General features: G+C 61.6%; 12 protein-coding genes. 3 read left to right on the forward strand and 9 right to left on the reverse strand.

The window, feature by feature from the left end; all coding sequences use genetic code 11:
- Position 1: 1 nt before the first annotated feature.
- The 7 genes from PverR02_RS18555 to PverR02_RS18585 are packed head-to-tail and all read right to left on the reverse strand — an operon-like array spanning position 2 to position 10,358.
- Entirely contained in the window at positions 2-928 is a 927-nt protein-coding gene (locus tag PverR02_RS18555) for a peptidylprolyl isomerase (protein ID WP_046383086.1), read from the reverse strand.
- Between the two features lie 10 nt (positions 929-938).
- Complete coding sequence (gene narI / locus PverR02_RS18560) at positions 939-1,619, reverse strand: respiratory nitrate reductase subunit gamma (RefSeq protein ID WP_017849321.1); 681 nt, start codon at positions 1,617-1,619, stop codon at positions 939-941.
- Positions 1,612-2,367, reverse strand: a complete 756-nt coding sequence (narJ, locus tag PverR02_RS18565; RefSeq protein WP_046383085.1) for a nitrate reductase molybdenum cofactor assembly chaperone — start codon at positions 2,365-2,367, stop codon at positions 1,612-1,614. Before narJ ends, narI begins: the two co-directional genes overlap by 8 nt.
- Positions 2,368-2,369: 2 nt before the next feature.
- Complete coding sequence (gene narH, locus PverR02_RS18570; protein WP_017849323.1) at positions 2,370-3,908, reverse strand: nitrate reductase subunit beta; 1,539 nt, start codon at positions 3,906-3,908, stop codon at positions 2,370-2,372.
- Between the two features lies 1 nt (position 3,909).
- Positions 3,910-7,683, reverse strand: coding sequence for a nitrate reductase subunit alpha (locus PverR02_RS18575; protein WP_079444112.1), 3,774 nt, complete (start codon positions 7,681-7,683; stop codon positions 3,910-3,912).
- 57 nt (positions 7,684-7,740) lie between these two features.
- Positions 7,741-9,138: a NarK family nitrate/nitrite MFS transporter gene (locus PverR02_RS18580; RefSeq protein ID WP_046489190.1), complete on the reverse strand. Its 1,398-nt coding sequence runs from the start codon at positions 9,136-9,138 to the stop codon at positions 7,741-7,743.
- A 2-nt stretch (positions 9,139-9,140) separates the two neighbouring features.
- Positions 9,141-10,358 carry an MFS transporter gene (locus PverR02_RS18585; protein ID WP_017849326.1) on the reverse strand — a complete coding sequence of 406 codons (1,218 nt, stop codon included), beginning with the start codon at positions 10,356-10,358 and terminating at the stop codon, positions 9,141-9,143.
- A gap of 350 nt (positions 10,359-10,708) precedes the next feature.
- Between PverR02_RS18585 and PverR02_RS18590 the strand changes: the two genes are divergently transcribed.
- Positions 10,709-12,511 (forward strand): HAMP domain-containing protein, encoded by a 1,803-nt coding sequence (locus PverR02_RS18590; protein ID WP_079444113.1) that lies wholly within the window; start codon positions 10,709-10,711, stop codon positions 12,509-12,511.
- Entirely contained in the window at positions 12,508-13,155 is a 648-nt protein-coding gene (gene narL, locus PverR02_RS18595; RefSeq protein ID WP_017849328.1) for a two-component system response regulator NarL, read from the forward strand. The genes PverR02_RS18590 and narL overlap by 4 nt, the downstream gene beginning before the upstream one ends.
- A gap of 378 nt (positions 13,156-13,533) precedes the next feature.
- Here narL and PverR02_RS18600 read toward each other — a convergent pair whose 3' ends face one another.
- A complete protein-coding gene (locus PverR02_RS18600) occupies positions 13,534-14,712 on the reverse strand; it encodes an integrase core domain-containing protein (protein WP_372340312.1) in 1,179 nt (392 codons plus the stop codon).
- Between the two features lie 1,170 nt (positions 14,713-15,882).
- On the opposite strand from PverR02_RS18600, the gene PverR02_RS18610 reads away from it, so the two are divergent.
- Positions 15,883-16,563, forward strand: coding sequence for a Crp/Fnr family transcriptional regulator (locus PverR02_RS18610; RefSeq protein WP_046383082.1), 681 nt, complete (start codon positions 15,883-15,885; stop codon positions 16,561-16,563).
- A 13-nt stretch (positions 16,564-16,576) separates the two neighbouring features.
- On the opposite strand, the gene PverR02_RS18615 is transcribed toward PverR02_RS18610, so the two are convergent.
- Positions 16,577-17,092: a nitrous oxide reductase accessory protein NosL gene (locus PverR02_RS18615; protein WP_057006107.1), complete on the reverse strand. Its 516-nt coding sequence runs from the start codon at positions 17,090-17,092 to the stop codon at positions 16,577-16,579.
- Positions 17,093-17,109: the final 17 nt, after the last annotated feature.

Below are 17,109 nucleotides of genomic sequence, written 5' to 3' on the forward strand. Positions count from 1 at the left end.
GTCACTGCACCAACGGCGAGTCGGCGCCCTGCAGCGCGATGCCACGAATGTCCGCCGCGCCGATCAGGGTTTGCAGGTACTGCACCAATGCCTTTTGCCACACGCCTTGCTGCAACTGGGTGCGGATCGCCACCGCCACCGCTTCATACGGCAGCGGTTGGCCTTCGATACGCTGATCGACATAGATCACATGCCAGCCATAACGACTCTCCAGCGGCTTGCCGGCCAGGCCCGGCGCGAGGGTGAACAACTGACGCTCCAGCTCGGGCACGGTCTGACCCTTGCTCACCTGGCCCAGCGAACCGCCCTGGGCCTTGGACGGGCACGCCGAATACTGCAGGGCCAGCTCGGCGAATTGGCCGGGCTGCTCGTTCAGGTTCTGCAGCAGCACTTCCGCCTGGCCGTGCGCCAGATGGCGCGCCTCGGCGTCGTCCGGCGCGCATTCGAGCAGAATGTGCCGCACCGCCAGCAACGGCGCGCTGTGAAAGCGCCCGCGGTTGTTCTCGAAGTAGCGCACACAGGTGGCCTCGTCGCACTCAGGCACCTTGACCTCACGCTCGAGCAGCAAGCGCGTGGCGGCTTCTTCTTCGTTCTCGCCGGCGGCGATCTCCACCGCCAGGCCCAGCTCGGCGATCCGCTGCTGCAACAGCTCGCGGATCACCAGCGCACGGGCGGCCAGATACACCGCCTCCTCGCGGCTTTCGGCCGGGTGATATTGCAACTCCAGGGCCATGGCCTCCGGCGTGACGGGCACGCCGTTGACGCTGATGATCGGCCATTCCTGTTCACTGCTGGCGATCAACTCAGGCGCCTTCAGTTCCTCGAACAGAGCCGGGGCCGCAACCTCGGCCACCACCGGTTCTTTGACCGACGAGCCGCAACCGCCGCTGCCGCCATTACCGCCACCACATCCGCATCCAGTTGTCATGACGCTCTCCTCAATACTTCTGCCGCACGATTTGATAACGACGCCCCAGGTACCAGATCGGCGCGCTGACCATATGCACCAAGCGGGTAAACGGGAACAGCACGAACAGGGTCAAGCCCAGCGCCACATGCGCCTTGTAGATCAGGCTGACCGGCTCGATCGACGCCGCCGCGTCCACTGGCCGCAACAGCACCACGTTCTGCGCCCAGTCGGCGAGCATCACCATGACCGAACCGTCCATATGCCCGGTGGACGCGACGATGGTCAGCAAACCGAGCACCAACTGCGCGAGCAGCACCAGCAGGATCAGAATGTCCGACGGGCTCGACGTGGCCCGCACACGCGGGTCGCCCAGGCGGCGCTTGACCAGCATCAGCAAACCCACCAGGCACAGCAGGCCGAAGACGCCACCGGAGACCATCGCCAGCAACTGCTTGTGTTCAGTGCTGATCACATGGTGATAGACCGACGCCGGGGTCAGCAGGCCGACAAAGTGCCCGGCCAGCACGAACAGCACGCCAATGTGGAAGAAGTTGCTCGCCACGCGCATGCCACGGTTGTTGAGCATCTGGCTGGAGCCAGCCTTCCAGGTGTACTGCGACAGGTCGAACCGCGCCCAACTGCCCAACAGGCAGATCGCCAGGGCGACATAGGGGTACACCCCGAATACCAGCAAATTCCACTTAGACATTACCCACCTCCGTGGCCGGCACTGCGGCCTGCCCTTCTTGCTGAAAATCCACCCAGTGCAACGGCACCGCGCTTTCTTCGCGGGCTTTGCCCGGTGCGCTGGGCATCGAGCTGCAACGGTCTTGTTGTTCGGCCTGCATAAAGTCCACCGCTTCCTCTTCCCAGATCTTGTCCAGGGCTTCGAGGGAGTCGTCACGCGGCTCGGCGGCGACCTGCGCGCGCAGTTCGGCCACGGCCTGGTGCGGCTCGGCACCCGAGATCTGCAGCAACGCACGGAAGCAACTGGCGTAGGCGCTCTCGCGCTCGTCCAGGCGTGCGGCGAGCAGCGCCAGCAAATGCGCGACATCCGCCAGGCCCTCGCGGGCCTCGATGTCTTCGCGGGTCGAGAGGAACTCCAGGTACAGCGGGATATAGTCCGGCAGCTCCTTGACGCCGATGGCAAACCCGGCCTCTTCGTACTGGGCCATCATGTCGACCATGGCCTGGCCACGGTCGCGGGACTCGCCGTGGACGTGTTCGAACAACAGCAACGACAGCGAGCGCCCACGGCCGAACAGCGCGCCGTAGTGTTCCTGGCCGTCCATCAGGTCATTGGCGCAGATCAGCTCGAGCAACTCGAACAACGCGCCGCGCTGCTTGGGGCTGATCTCCCGCGACTCGATGATCGCCTGTTCCAGTTCGTCGCGGCCGCTCACCAGGGTTTCGGTGGGGTAGTCCAGCAGCAACGAAATCACTTTGAGAATACGCATGCTCAGTCCTCCCAGATCTGTACGGTTTTCAACACGTCGCGACGGTTGGCCTTCTTGGCACCGAACATGTTGGTGTCGGAGCTGCCGCTGCAACCGCTGCCGAAGCTGAAGCCACAGCCGGAGCGTTCGGCGAACGCGTCGCTCATGGCGTCTTCACGGTGCGCGCTCGGCACCACAAAGCGGTCTTCGTAGTTGGCGATCGCCAGGTAGCGGTACATCTCTTCCACCTGTTCCACGCTCAGGCCGACGTCTTCGAGCACTTGCAGGTCCTGCACGCCATCGACTTGCTGGGAGCGTTTGTAGGCACGCATCGCCAACAGGCGTTTGAGCGCACGCTTGACCGGTTTTTCATCGCCGGCGGTGAGCAGGTTGGCCAGGTAACGCAGCGGAATGCGCAGGCTGTCGACATCCGGGATCACCCCGTTCATGCCCACAGTGCCGGCGGCGGCAGCGTTCTGGATCGGCGACAGTGGCGGTACGTACCAGACCATCGGCAAGGTGCGGTATTCCGGGTGCAGCGGCAGTGCGAGTTTCCAATCGACGGCCATTTTGTAGACCGGCGAGCGCTGGGCCGAGTCGATCACCGACTGCGGCACGCCATCGGCCAGGGCCTGGCGAATCACCGCCGGGTCATTCGGGTCGAGGAAAATTTCCAGCTGTTTCTCGTACAGGTCTTGCTCGTTGGCGGTGCTCGCCACTTCGCTGATGCGGTCGGCGTCGTAGAGCAGCACACCGAGGTAGCGAATCCGGCCGACGCAGGTTTCGGCACACACGGTGGGCATGCCGGCTTCGATGCGCGGGTAGCAGAAGATGCACTTCTCGGATTTGCCGCTCTTCCAGTTGAAGTAGATTTTCTTGTACGGGCAGCCGCTGATGCACATGCGCCAGCCGCGGCACTTTTCCTGGTCGATCAGCACGATGCCGTCTTCTTCACGCTTGTAGATCGCACCGCTCGGGCACGAGGCCGCGCACGCCGGGTTGAGGCAGTGCTCGCACAGGCGCGGCAGGTACATCATGAAGGTGTTTTCGTACTCGCCATAAATGTCGGCCTGGATCTGGTCGAAGTTCTTGTCCTTGCGGCGCTTGGCGAACTCGGTACCGAGGATTTCTTCCCAGTTCGGGCCCCACTCGATTTTCTGCATGCGCTTGCCGGACACCAGCGAGCGCGGACGCGCGGTCGGTTGGTGCTCGCCCAAAGGCGCGGTGTGCAGGTGCTGGTAGTCGAAGTCGAACGGCTCGTAGTAGTCGTCCAGGCTCGGCAGGTCAGGGTTGGCGAAAATGTTCGCCAACACGCGGAACTTGCCGCCGATGCGCGGGTTGATCGAGCCGTTGGCGTTGCGCACCCAACCGCCCTTCCACTTGTCCTGGTTTTCCCATTCTTTCGGGTAACCGATGCCGGGCTTGGACTCGACGTTGTTGAACCAGGCGTATTCCATGCCTTCACGGCTGGTCCAGACGTTTTTGCAGGTGATGGAACAGGTGTGGCAGCCGATGCATTTGTCCAGGTTCAGGACCATGCCGATCTGTGAGCGAATCTTCATCTCAGTTCTCCTCGATATCAGTCGGCAATGGGCGCGGCAAGTCATCGCCGGTGGAACCATCGAGCCAGTCGACCTTGGCCATTTTGCGCACCACGACAAACTCGTCGCGGTTGCAACCGACCGTACCGTAGTAGTTGAAACCGTAGGCTTGCTGGGCATAGCCGCCGATCATGTGGGTCGGTTTGAGCACCACGCGGGTCACCGAGTTGTGGTGGCCGCCGCGGGTCTTGGTGGTTTCCGAACCCGGCACGTTCACGATGCGTTCCTGAGCGTGGTACATCATCACCATGCCTTCCTTGACGCGCTGGCTGACCACCGCACGGGCGGTCAGTGCGCCGTTGACGTTGAAGCACTCGATCCAGTCGTTGTCCTCGATCCCGGCGCGCTTGGCGTCGATCTCCGAGAGCCACACAATCGGCCCGCCGCGGCTCAAGGTGAGCATCAGCAAGTTGTCGCTGTAGGTGCTGTGGATGCCCCACTTCTGGTGCGGAGTGATCCAGTTCAGCACGATCTCGGTTTCGCCATTGCTGCGCTTGCCCTTCACGCCTTCGATGGTCTTGGTGTTGACCGGTGGCCGGTAGCTCATCAACTGCTCGCCGAACGCCTGCATCCACGGGTGATCCTGGTAGAACTGCTGGCGGCCGGTGATGGTGCGCCATGGGATGTTTTCATGGACGTTGGTGTAGCCGGCGTTGTAGCTCACGTGTTCGTCTTCCAGGCCGGACCAGGTCGGGCTGGAGATGATCTTGCGCGGCTGCGCCTGGATATCGCGGAAGCGGATCGCTTCATGGGCCTTGGAAATCGCCAGGTGGCTGTGGTCGATGCCGGTGAATTCCGACAGCGCGGCCCAGGCTTTCACCGCGACCTTGCCGTTGGTTTCCGGAGCCAGGGACAGGATCACCTCGGCCGCGTCGATAGCGGTGTCGATTTTCGGCCGGCCATGGCTGATCCCGGCATCGTTTTCGTGATGGTTCAGTTCGCCGAGGAACTCGACTTCTTCATCGGTGTTCCAGTTGATGCCCTTGCCGCCGTTGCCGAGTTTTTCCAGCATCGGGCCCAGCGAGGAGAACTGCTTGTAGATGTTCGGGTAGTCGCGTTCCACCACTGCGATGTTCGGCGCGTTCTTGCCGGGTACCGGGGCCACGCGTGCGCTTTTCCAGTCGGTGCCGCCAAACGGTTGGGCCAGTTCGCCGACGCTGTCGTGCATCAGCGGTACGGTGACCAGGTCTTGTTCCACACCCAGGTGACCGACCGACATGGCCGAGAACGCCTTGGCGATGCCTTTGTAGATTTCCCAGTCGGAACGCGATTCCCACGCCGGGTCGATAGCCGCCGACAACGGGTGGATGAACGGGTGCATGTCCGAGGTGTTCATGTCGTCTTTTTCGTACCAGGTGGCGGTCGGCAAGACGATGTCGGAATACACGCAGGTGGAGGACATGCGGAAGTCCAGCGTGGTCACCAGATCGAGCTTGCCGATGGCGCCGTCCTCGACCCATTCGGCCTCGGTGGGCTTGCATTCGGTGCTGTGGCCGATGTCTTCGTTCATCACGCCGTTCTTGGTGCCCAACAGGTACTTGAGCATGTACTCATGGCCCTTGCCCGACGAACCGAGCAGGTTGGAGCGCCAGATGAACATGTTGCGCGGGAAGTTCACCGGGCTGTCCGGCTGTTCGCAGGCAAAACGCAGGCTGCCGTCCTGCCAGGATTTGACCACGTAATCTTTCGGCGTCATGCCGGCTGCGGCCGCCTCACGGCAGATGTGCAGCGGGTTGGTGTTGAGCTGCGGCGCGCTGGGCAACCAGCCGGCGCGTTCGGCGCGGATGTTGTAGTCCAGGGCGTGTTCGGGGAACTGCGACTTGTCGGCCAGAGGCGAGAGCACATCGTGCATGCTCATTTTCTCGTGGCGCCATTGCGAGCTGTGGCCGTAGAAGAAGCTGGTGCCGTTCATCTGGCGCGGTGGGCGGTTCCAGTCCAGGCCGAAGGCCAGGGGCAGCCAGCCGCACTGCGGACGCAGTTTTTCCTGGCCGACGTAGTGGGCCCAGCCGCCGCCGGTCTGGCCGACGCAACCGCAGAGCATGAGCATGTTGATCAGCCCGCGGTAGTTCATGTCCATGTGGTACCAGTGATTCATCGCCGCGCCGACGATGATCATTGAGCGACCCTTGGTCTTGTCGGCGTTGTCGGCGAACTCACGGGCGATCTGGATGGCTTTCTCGCGGCTGACGCCGGTGATCGCTTCCTGCCACGCCGGGGTGCCCGGCACGCTGGCGTCGTCGTAGTCCTTGGCCACGTTGTGGCCGCCCAGGCCACGGTCGATGGCCAGGTTGGCCGCCGACAGGTCGAACACGGTCGCCACCTTGGCCACGCTGCCGTCGGCCAGGGTCACGTTGTGGACCGGCACGCGGCGGTACTGCACCGCCTCGCCAGCGACGTGCTGGAAATGCTCCTGGACTTCGCCGGCGAAGTACGGGAACGCCACTTCGGCGACGTCGTCACCGATCAGGCTGAGTTTCAGGTCGATCGCGCGGCCTTCACCGCCCTCTTTGGCGAGGATGTTCCACTTGCCCTTCTCGCCCCAGCGATAGCCGATGGAGCCTTGCGGCGAGACCAGTTCGCCGCTCTCGTCGAGGGCGATGGTTTTCCATTCCGGGTTGTTGTCCTGGCCGAGGTTGCCGGTGAGGTCCGAGGCGCGCAGGAAGCGGTCCGGCTGGAAGCCTGCGCCGGGAGCGAAACCGGTCATCGGCTTGAGCATCACCAGCACCGGCAAGTCGGTGAAGCGCTTGGCGTAGTCGGTGAAGTAGGCGCTCGGCTTGTCCAGGTGAAATTCTTTGAAGATCACATGGTTGAAAGCCTGGGCCAACGCGGCGTCGGTGCCCTGCTTGGGGTTGAGCCACAGGTCGGTGAGCTTGGCCACTTCCGAATAGTCGGGGGTGATCGCCACGGTCTTGGCGCCCTTGTAGCGCACCTCGGTGAAGAAGTGCGCGTCCGGGGTACGGGTCTGCGGGACGTTGGAACCCCAGGCGATGATGTAGTTGGAGTTGTACCAGTCGGCCGATTCCGGCACGTCGGTCTGCTCGCCCCACACCATCGGCGAGGCCGGTGGCAGGTCGCAGTACCAGTCGTAGAAGCTCAGGCACACGCCGCCGATCAGCGACAGGTAACGCGAACCCGCCGCGTAGCTGACCATCGACATGGCCGGGATCGGCGAGAAGCCGACGATGCGGTCCGGGCCGTATTGTTTGATGGTGTAGACGTTGGAGGCGGCGATGATTTCATTCACCTCCTCCCAGTTCGAGCGAATGAAACCGCCCATGCCGCGCTTGCTCTTGTAGGAGTCGGCCTTGGCCTTGTCCTCGACAATGCTCGCCCAGGCTTCCACCGGCGCCAGGGTCTGGCGCGCTTCACGCCACAGCTTGAGCAGCGGCTTGCGGATCTTCGGGTACTTGAGCCGGTTGGCGCTGTAGATGTACCAGCTGTAGCTCGCACCGCGCGGGCAGCCACGGGGTTCGTGGTTGGGCAGGTCGTTGCGGGTGCGCGGGTAGTCGGTCTGCTGGGTTTCCCAGGTGATCAGGCCGTTCTTCACGTAGATCTTCCACGAGCAGGAGCCGGTGCAGTTCACGCCATGGGTGGAACGCACGATCTTGTCGTACTGCCAGCGCGAACGGTAGACGTTTTCCCAGTCGCGGGACTCTTTACGGGTCTCGCCGTGGCCGTCGGAAAATTCGTTTTGTTTGCGGTTGAAGAACCGCAGTTGATCCAACAAATGACTCATGGTGCTTTCCTCATCAGGCGTGCTGCGGGGTGCGTTGCCCCGCGAATTCAGGTCGGACTAGCAGGGGGTGGCGCAACCTTTGCGGGCATACCACCACCAGGTCACGACAATGCAGCTCAGGTAGAAACCGACAAACATGTAGAAGGCCATCGCCGGGCTACCGGTGGCGGCCATGGAGGTGCCGAAGGACTTGGGAATGAAGAACGCACCGAAGGCGCCCATGGCCGAACTGAACCCCAGTACGGCGGCGGATTCCTTGCCGGCATTCTTGATGGCCTGCTCGCGCTCGGCGGCGGATTTACCGGCGCTGGCTTTCTCGTGCTGGGTGCGGAAGATCACCGGGATCATGCGGAAGGTGGAGCCGTTGCCCACGCCTGTGGTGATGAACAGCAACATGAACAGGCCGAGGAAGCCGTAGAAGTTGCCGCCCTGGCCGTTCTGCGGCAGGAAGTGCAGCACGCCGAATACCATCACGATCATCAGCACGAAGTTCCACAGGGTCACTCGCGCGCCGCCCAGTTTGTCCGCCAGCCAGCCGCCCAGTGGGCGCACCAGGGCGCCAACCAGCGGGCCGAGGAAGGCAAACTTCAACGCTACTACGTCCGGAAACGAGGTTTTGATCAGCAGCGGGAACGCCGCCGAAAAGCCGATGAACGAACCGAAGGTCGCCAGGTACAACCAGCACATCAGCCAGTTGTGCTTGCGTTTGAAGATCACCGCCTGCTCGCTGAACGAAGCGCGGGCGCTGGACAGGTCATTCATGCCGAACCAGGCCGCCACGGTGACGGTGAGGATGAACGGCACCCAGATGAACCCGGCGTTCTGCAGCCACAGCTGGCTACCGTCGGGCAGGGTTTGCGCTTGCCCGCCGACCATGCCGAACACCCCGAAGGTGATCACCAGCGGCACGCAGAACTGCATCACCGACACGCCCAGGTTACCGAGGCCGGCGTTCAGGCCCAGGGCCGTGCCTTGCTGCGCCTTGGGGTAGAAGAAGCTGATGTTGGACATGCTGGAGGCGAAGTTGCCGCCGCCGAAGCCGCACAACAAGGCGATCAGCACGAACACGCTGTAAGGGGTGTTGGGGTCTTGCACCGCGAAGCCCATCCACAGCGCCGGCAGCAACAGCGACGCGGTGCTCAGGGCTGTCCAGCGACGCCCGCCGAAGATCGGCACCATGAACGAATAGAACACCCGCAAGGTCGCGCCGGACAGGCCGGGCAACGCCGCCAGCCAGAACAGCTGGTCGGTGGTGAAGCTGAAGCCGATGGCGTTGAGGCGCACGATCACCGTGCTCCACACCATCCACACGGCGAAGGCCAGCAGCAGCGCGGGAATCGAGATCCACAGGTTGCGGGTAGCGGTTTTTTTGCCGCTGGCCCCCCAGAACGCGGGGTCCTCGGGGCGCCAGTCGTGAATCACCGGGCCCGAATCGGGCTTTTGCGCGATGGACATGTTCATTCTCCTTGGAGACGTTGGGCGGTGTTGCCCAGCAGCGGTTGTTTGCGGATTTCGCTGAGGTACATCCAGGTCAGGGACACCCAGACCACGCCGTACATCAACATGAAGCAGGACGAGCGCACGCCGGTGAGGTCCACCAGGGCGCCAAACAGAATCGGCAGCACAAAGCCCCCCAGGCCACCGGCCAGGCCGACGATGCCGGACACCGCGCCCATGTTCTGCGGGTAGTCATTGGCGATGTACTTGAACACCGAGGCTTTGCCGAACGCGAAGGCGATGCCCATCACGAACAGCAGCACGGTGAACAGGGTGGGGTTGAGGCCGATGTGCAAATCCAGGGGACCGTTGACGGTCTGCACCTGCAATTGAGTCTGCGGGTAGCTGAGCAGGAACAGGCAGACCCAGCTCACCCACAACACCCACCAGGTCACGCTCTGGGCGCCCCAGCGGTCGGACATCCAACCGCCGACTGCGCGCAGCACACCGCCGGGCAGGGAGAAACAGGCGGCCAGCAGCGCCGCGCTTTGCAGGCTGAAACCGTATTCCTGTACGTAGTACTTGGTCATCCACAATGCCAGGCCGACGTAGCCGCCGAAGACAATCGAGTAGTACTGGCAGTAGCGCCACACGGCCGGGTCTTTCAGGCACCGCAGTTGCTCGCGCAAGGTGGCGCCGCCGGCACTGCGGTGGGCCTTGTTCTCGCTGGTGAGGAACCAGAACAACAGCGCGGTGATGAACAGGATTGCGCCGAACACCTTGGGCACCAGGTGCCAGGTGCCAAGGGCGATCAGCGCCGGGGCAAGGAACTTGGTGACCGCGGCCCCGGCGTTACCGGCGCCGAACACGCCCATGGCGAAGCCCTGGTTGTCCTTGTCGAACCACTTGGCGACGTAGGCGATGCCCACCGAGAACGAACCGCCGGCCAGGCCGACAAACAGGCCCAGCACCAGGAACTGCCAATAAGCGGTGGCGTAGGTGATCAGGTACAGCGGCAGCACGCAGGCGAGCATCAACAGGAAGAACACGATGCGCCCGCCGAAGCGGTCAGTCAGCAAGCCCAGTGGCAGGCGCACCAGGGAACCGGTCAAGACCGGTGTGGCGGCCAGCAGGCCGAACTGGGTTTCGTTGAGTTGCAGCAGCTCTTTGATGGGCACGCCCAACACGGCGAACATCATCCACACCATAAAGCAGACGGTGAAGGCCAGCGTGCTCATGCCCAGCACCAAGCCTTGTCTTATACGGGGTTGAGTCACGGTATGCGCTCCGAAAGGTGATTTCATGAGCGCAGGTTAGGGGCGACACCCCCTTGGAACTTGACGCAGATCAACGTCGGCCAGGGGGGTATAAGGCTATGCTGATCCCATATACCTCTAAGGAGGTAGTCCCTATAACAAGAGAAAGTCTTTATTTATCAATGGATTGATCTCTTGTGCCGGCGTTTTCCCGTGGGAGGGTTTGCCGGCAACTCTTTAGAGGTAGTGCGCCAGGGATCGCCGTTTTCCAGCTCGTTTTTCCTTTTCAGGTGCCGCCATGCAGGCTTTCTCCCCCCTCCGACTACGCCGTGATGTTTAACTGGCTACGCAGCTCCCTGCCCGCACGCGCCGGCTTGGCTGTGATCCTGATCGCTATCCTGGCCCTTGCCAGTTCCTTGAGTGCGGGGCTGATCGCCTGGTTCAGCCAGGGCGACGCCGCCGCAATCAACACCGCCGGCTCCGTGCGTATGGAGACCTACCACCTCAGCTGGCGGCTCGCCGCCGCCGCGCCGGCCGAAGAGATCAACACCATCACCCAGAGCCTGCAAAGGCGCCTCGACAGCGACTCGCTCAAGGCGGTGCTGGAAGACGGCCCGAACAGCGCCCTGCTGCAGAGCTACCAACAGATCCAGCAACGCTGGAACGACGAGCTGCGCCCGGCCCTGACGCGCGGTGATACGGCGCAATTCCAGGCCAGCGCGCCGACATTCGTCGAGCAAATGAATCAATTCGTCAGCCTGTTGCAGCAACAGAGCGAACGCAAACAAAGCTGGCAGCAAGGCATCCAGGGCCTGGCGCTGTTCAGCACGTTGATCATCCTGTTGATCGGCCTGTATGAATTGCAGTACGGCGTGGTCAACCCTTTGCAGGAACTGGTACAGGCCACCCGGCGCTTTCGCGACGGCGATTTCAAGACCCGGGTCAACCACCGTTCCGACGATGAGCTGGGGCAACTGGCCCTGAGCTTCAACACCATGGCCGAGACCATCGAGGCGTCCCACCGCACCCTGGAAAGCCAGGTGCGCCTCAAGACCCTCAACCTGCAACAAGCCAACGCCGCCCTCGAACTGCTGTACCAGAGCAGCAGCAGCCTGGCCACGCGCCTGGCCAATGCCGAGGGCCTGGACGAATTGATCCGGCGCTTCCAGAAACGCCTGCCGGGGTTGCGCCTGTCGTTGTGCCTGCAAGGCCACTTCCTCGCACCGGCCCAGCAGATGCTCGCCTTGCACGGCGGCGACAGCCGTAACATCTGCGCCATCGGCGATTGCGCGAGCTGCCATAAACACAAAGTGGCGCCGCCGCAGATATTCAGCATCAGCAACCAGGGCTCGGAACTGGGCGAACTCAAGGCCCACTTCGACGATGGCCACCCTCCGCAAGACTGGGAAAAGCAATTGATCCAGGCCCTGGCCAACCTGATCGGCACTTCGCTGTCGCTCAAACGCCAGCGCGAACAGGACCATCGTTTGCTGCTGCTCGACGAGCGCACCATCATCGCCCGGGAACTGCACGACTCCCTGGCGCAGGCGCTGTCGTACATGAAGCTGCAAGTCAGCCGCATGCAAACCCTGATCCGCCGGGGCGAACCCGTGGAAACCCTGGCCACCGTCACCGCCGAACTGCGCGACGGCCTGAACAACGCCTACCGCCAACTGCGCGAACTGCTGACCACCTTCCGCCTGCAAATCCACGATGCCGGGTTGGTACAGGAGCTATCGGAAACCGCCGAAGAGTTCTCCCGGCGCGGCGAATTCCAGGTCCACCTGCACGTCGACGCCCTCGCCTTCCAATTGTCGGCCAGCGAACAGATCCACTTGCTGCAGGTCACCCGCGAGGCCTTGTCCAACTGCCTGCGCCACGCCCATGCGCAAAACGCCTGGCTGCAACTGCGCCAGGAGGGCGAGACCGTGAGCCTGAGCATCGAGGACGACGGCCGTGGCTTTTGCGGCGCCGTCGACCAACGCGAACACCACGGCCTGACCATCATGGACGAACGCGCGCGCAGCCTGCACGGCCAACTCGACATCAGCCCCCGCGAGCCCCAGGGCACGCGGGTGCATTTACGTTTTCAACCGGAATTTCTCGGGCAACCTCTACAAGGTAACCTCCCATGAGCACACTCCCCCGCCACCGCATTTTGCTGGTCGACGATCACCCGATGATGCGCCATGGCATGCGTCAGATACTCGAACTCGAAGACGATCTGCAGGTGGTCGGCGAAGCCGGCAATGGCCAGGAAGCCCTGGACCAGATCGAAACCCTGCAACCGGACCTGGTGCTGCTGGACAACAACATGCCGCAGATGAACGGCCTGGAAACCCTGCGCCGCCTGCGCGCCATGAACTATGCGGGCAAGGTGCTGCTGTTTACCGTGTCCGATGCCGAGGATGACATTCGCGATGCACTGCGCCTGGATGCCAACGGGTATCTGCTCAAAGACATGGAGCCGGAGTTGGTGGTGGAGTTCATCCGTGATGCGTTGCACGGAGCGCTGGTGATCAGCCCCGGGTTGACGCGGGTGCTGGCCCAGGCACTGCGCTCGCCGCAACCCCATGCGGCAGTGGACTTGACGGAGCGGGAACGGCAGGTGCTGCGCACGATTGCCAGTGGCTACAGCAATAAGGTGATCGGGCATAAGTTGGGGATTACCGAGGGGACGGTGAAGGTGCATGTGAAGAATCTGCTGCATAAGTTGGGGTTGCGGTCACGGGTGGAGGCGGCGGTTTGGGCGATGGAGCACTTGCGGCAGGCGGGTTGATGGTTTTTCGGGGGGTTGGGTACATATCCGTTTCTTCGGTAGCGGCGGCTGGTGGCTCCGCTCTTGCCCCAACACTCGGCACCTCACTAATGCTCGGGCAAGGGCAAGAACAGATCAAAAGCAGAGCAAGGTCTATCTGACCCATAGAGATCCAAATGTGGGAGGGGGCTTGCCCCCTCCCACATTTTTGACCGAGTCCAGCTTCCAGGATCGGTTGGCTATAAGTCCGCACCTAAGAGCAAGAGCAAATACAGAATGAGGTCTATCTGACCCATGGAGATCCAAATGTGGGAGGGGGCTTGCCCCCGATAGCAGTGTGTCAGCCACTACATGCATGACTGCTCCACCGCCATCGGGGTGTACAGACGGAGACATCCTTTACAAACGAGACCGGGGACATCCTTTACGTTTCTGGGTGCTGGACAGCCGGCTTGCACCGCTGTCTAGCCTACCCAGTGGATAGTTACATAGGTACATGTCCCACACGTTGTCGTCCACTTCTCGCAGTCCAACGGACTCTCCTACCAGTGACTCACTCAAAAAGATCATCCTGCCCCTCCACTTCATTGATCCGTCTGTTCTGACTTTGCGTACCTCCATATCCGCTCCATATTCGGCAGGAGGTACCCAGCCTGTATAGATCCTTGGCGATTTATCGTACAGATCGTTCGGCACTTTCATACCCAACGCCTCGTGCGGCCGATCATGATTGAATTCCTGTCGAAATCGTTCAAACGCCAACTGCTGCTGGACCATATTGGCTTCTGGCGTCTTCAGTAACGCGGCCTTGAGTGAGCGATGCATACGCTCATGCCGCCCGTTCTGATCGGGTCGCCCCGGCTGAATACGCTCTGGGTAGATACCCAGTCGTATCCACCATACGGCCAGACTCGAGAGCCTGTTGAGGCCGGTTGAAGCGAAGGGTGAACCGTTGTCAGTCCTGATGACGTCAGGCAGACCATACTCGCGAAAAGCCCAGTCAAAACCCTCGCGGGCCCCAGCCACACTGGGCTGAGCACGACACAACAATATGAATCTGCTGGCCTGATCCGTGAGTGTCAGCGGGTAACAGCGTCGGCCATCCGTCATTAAAAAGTCACCTTTGAAGTCAGCGGCCCACGTTTGATTGGGGAGGTCTGCCGGGCGAAGTTTGACGGGGCCGGTAGGCGGACGATTGCGCTTGCGCCGCTCTTGGACCAGTCCCGCTCGTTTGAGCCATTCCCCCGCCGTGCTGGGTGCCGGCCAATGACATTCCGGATAGCGATTGGAAAGGACCTTGACCAGCTTTTTGGGGCCCCAGTCATGGTGTTGATGCTTGAGCTCAATTAGAGCAGCAATATGTGCATCGCACGTTTGAAAAGGGCTTGAGAGTGGACGGCGTGAAGCCTCCTTGAGTCCGTCCAAGCCCGCAGTGGCGTACCGTTGCAGCCACTTGTCCAAGGTCGGTCGACTAATGCCGTAGCTCAATGCCAGTTGACGTTTTGAATAGGCGCCGGACAGCCAGTCGCCTATCAATCTGACTTTTTGGTCCATAGGGGACTCTCGATTCCATGACATGGCCAGTTACCTCCTGGCCATGATTAATACATGTAAACGATGTCTCCGGTTTCAAACGTAAAGGATGTCTCCGGTCTGTACCGGGGCAAGCCCCCTCCCACATTTTTGACCGAGTCCAGCTTCCAGGATCAGGTTGGCTATAAGACCGCGCCTAAGAGCAAGAGCAAATACAGAATGAGGTCTATCTGACCCATAGAGATCCAAATGTGGGAGGGGGCTTGCCCCCGATAGCAGTGTGTCAGCCACTACATGCATGACTGCTCCACCGCCATCGGGGGCAAGCCCCCTCCCACATTTTTGACCGAGTCCAGCTTGCAGGATCAGGTTGGCTATAAGTCCGCACCTAAGAGCAAGAGCAAATACAGAATGAGGTCTATCTGACCCATAGAGATCCAAATGTGGGAGGGGGCTTGCCCCCGATAGCAGTGTGTCAGCCACTGCATGCATAAGTGATCCACCGCCATCGGGGGCAAGCCCCCTCCCACATTTTGACCGCATTCGGCTTGCAGGATCAGGTTGGCTATAAGTCCGCCCCTAAGAGCAAGAGCAAATACAGAATGAGGTCTATCTGACCCATGGAGATCCAAATGTGGGAGGGGGCTTGCCCCCGATAGCAGTGTGTCAGCCACTACATGCATGACTGCTCCACCGCCATCGGGGGCAAGCCCCCTCCCACATTTTTGACCGCATTCGGCTTGCAGGATCAGGTTGGCTATAAGGCCGCACCTAAGAGCAAGAGCAAATACAGAATGAGGTCTATCTGACCCATGGAGATCCAAATGTGGGAGGGGGCTTGCCCCCGATAGCAGTGTGTCAGTCACTACATGCATGACTGATCCACCGCCATCGGGGGCAAGCCCCCTCCCACATTTTTGACCGAGTCCAGCTTCCAGGATCAGCTCGGCTATAAGTCCGCCCCTAAGAGCAAGAGCAAATACAGAATGAGGTCTATCTGACCCATGGAGATCCAAATGTGGGAGGGGGCTTGCCCCGATAGCAGTGTGTCAGCCACTGCATGCATAAGTGATCCACCGCCATCGGGGGCAAGCCCCCTCCCACATTAAGGCCGCCTCTTTAACCCAAGCTGACCGAACGTGGGAAGAGGTACCCCCTTCGAGGCATATCCCCAAACCCCGGGCCGCCCTACCCTGATGAACCGCGGAGGCCCTTATGCTCACCCATCCCAACATCGTTCTAACCCTGCGCAGGCATCACCTGTTCAGCCGGCTGCCTGAAAAAACCTTCCAGGATGTCTGCACCCTGGCCAGTCTCAAGCGTTTGCCCAATCACACCCCGCTCATGCACCAGGGCGATCCCGCCGATCGGTTCTTCCTGCTGGTCAGCGGCCAGATCAAGCTGCACCGGGTCACTGGCGAAGGTCAGGAGCATCTGGTGGAAGTCATCCGCCCCGGCCAGACGTTTGCCGAAGCGCTGCTGTTCACCCAGGCCAAGGCGTACCCGGTGAGTGGCACCGCGCTCAAGGACAGCGTGCTGGTGAGTATCGAAGGCCAACACTATCGCCGCGCCCTGGAAGACCAACCGGCCATTTGCCTGGCGATTCTGGCGAGCATGAGTATTCACCTGCATCAGCGCCTCCAGGACATCGACACCCTGACCCTGGCCAATGCCAGTCGCCGGGTGATCAATTTCCTGTTCCAGGAGCGCGACGACGTCAGCGGTGAGGTGGTGTTGCAGGTGCCCAAGCGCCTGGTGGCGTCGAAGCTGGGGATTCAGCCGGAGACGTTTTCGAGGATTCTGCATCGGCTGGTGGAAGGCGGGTTGATTGAGGTGCGCCAACGCACCATTCGAATCCTGAACGCAGAACAGTTGATGGGGTATCAAGCCGGTTGATACCCCCTCGCGGTCAATGCCCGCTGTGCATCATCGGCATCGGTTGCTGCAACAGCGCCAGGTCGATCTGCTCGAAACGCAACAGCCGGCCACCGGTGTCCGCCGCGACTTTCTGCGCTTTGGCCTCATCGGCAAACGAAGCCAGTACCACGCCCATGGCGCCCTTGAGCCCGGTGCCGATCACGTAGTACGCAGTGCGGGCGTCGATCAGGTGCTTGTCGTCGGGGGCATTCCATTGGCTGCGGCCCATGTCGTGTACGTACAGCTTCGCGTCGTCGTGCCGGTTTTCCGGTTGCAGCCACCAGCCGAGCATTTCGGCGGTAGAGCAGAATTTCTTCACCCCGCCCCGCTCCACCACTTGGCCCTTGGGCCCGGGGAATTCGTTGATCACCATACCGCACACGTGGCACTCGTCGTTGGGATGAAACGCCACCGGCGCGTCACTGAAGCTCGACTCCGGCGCCTTGTCGCAGGCGGTCATCAACAAGCCGACCAACAAGGCCGCCACTACCCGTGTCTTGAAACCCATTTCACTCACTCCAGCAG

Source organism: Pseudomonas veronii, from assembly GCF_002028325.1.
In the GTDB taxonomy this organism is placed as follows: Bacteria; Pseudomonadota; Gammaproteobacteria; order Pseudomonadales; family Pseudomonadaceae; genus Aquipseudomonas; species Aquipseudomonas veronii.

What these genes read in the sequence shown, in the direction of transcription:
- PverR02_RS18585 (WP_017849326.1), bottom strand. Translation starts at nt 10,358, where the DNA reads ATGAGCACGCTGGCCTTCACCGTCTGCTTTATGGTGTGGATGATGTTC.
- PverR02_RS18555 (WP_046383086.1), bottom strand. Translation starts at nt 928, where the DNA reads ATGACAACTGGATGCGGATGTGGTGGCGGTAATGGCGGCAGCGGCGGT.
- PverR02_RS18575 (WP_079444112.1), bottom strand. Translation starts at nt 7,683, where the DNA reads ATGAGTCATTTGTTGGATCAACTGCGGTTCTTCAACCGCAAACAAAAC.
- narH (WP_017849323.1), bottom strand. Translation starts at nt 3,908, where the DNA reads ATGAAGATTCGCTCACAGATCGGCATGGTCCTGAACCTGGACAAATGC.
- PverR02_RS18580 (WP_046489190.1), bottom strand. Translation starts at nt 9,138, where the DNA reads ATGTCCATCGCGCAAAAGCCCGATTCGGGCCCGGTGATTCACGACTGG.
- PverR02_RS18590 (WP_079444113.1), top strand. Translation starts at nt 10,709, where the DNA reads ATGTTTAACTGGCTACGCAGCTCCCTGCCCGCACGCGCCGGCTTGGCT.
- PverR02_RS18600 (WP_372340312.1), bottom strand. Translation starts at nt 14,712, where the DNA reads ATGTCATGGAATCGAGAGTCCCCTATGGACCAAAAAGTCAGATTGATA.
- narI (WP_017849321.1), bottom strand. Translation starts at nt 1,619, where the DNA reads ATGTCTAAGTGGAATTTGCTGGTATTCGGGGTGTACCCCTATGTCGCC.
- narJ (WP_046383085.1), bottom strand. Translation starts at nt 2,367, where the DNA reads ATGCGTATTCTCAAAGTGATTTCGTTGCTGCTGGACTACCCCACCGAA.
- PverR02_RS18615 (WP_057006107.1), bottom strand. Translation starts at nt 17,092, where the DNA reads ATGGGTTTCAAGACACGGGTAGTGGCGGCCTTGTTGGTCGGCTTGTTG.
- narL (WP_017849328.1), top strand. Translation starts at nt 12,508, where the DNA reads ATGAGCACACTCCCCCGCCACCGCATTTTGCTGGTCGACGATCACCCG.
- PverR02_RS18610 (WP_046383082.1), top strand. Translation starts at nt 15,883, where the DNA reads ATGCTCACCCATCCCAACATCGTTCTAACCCTGCGCAGGCATCACCTG.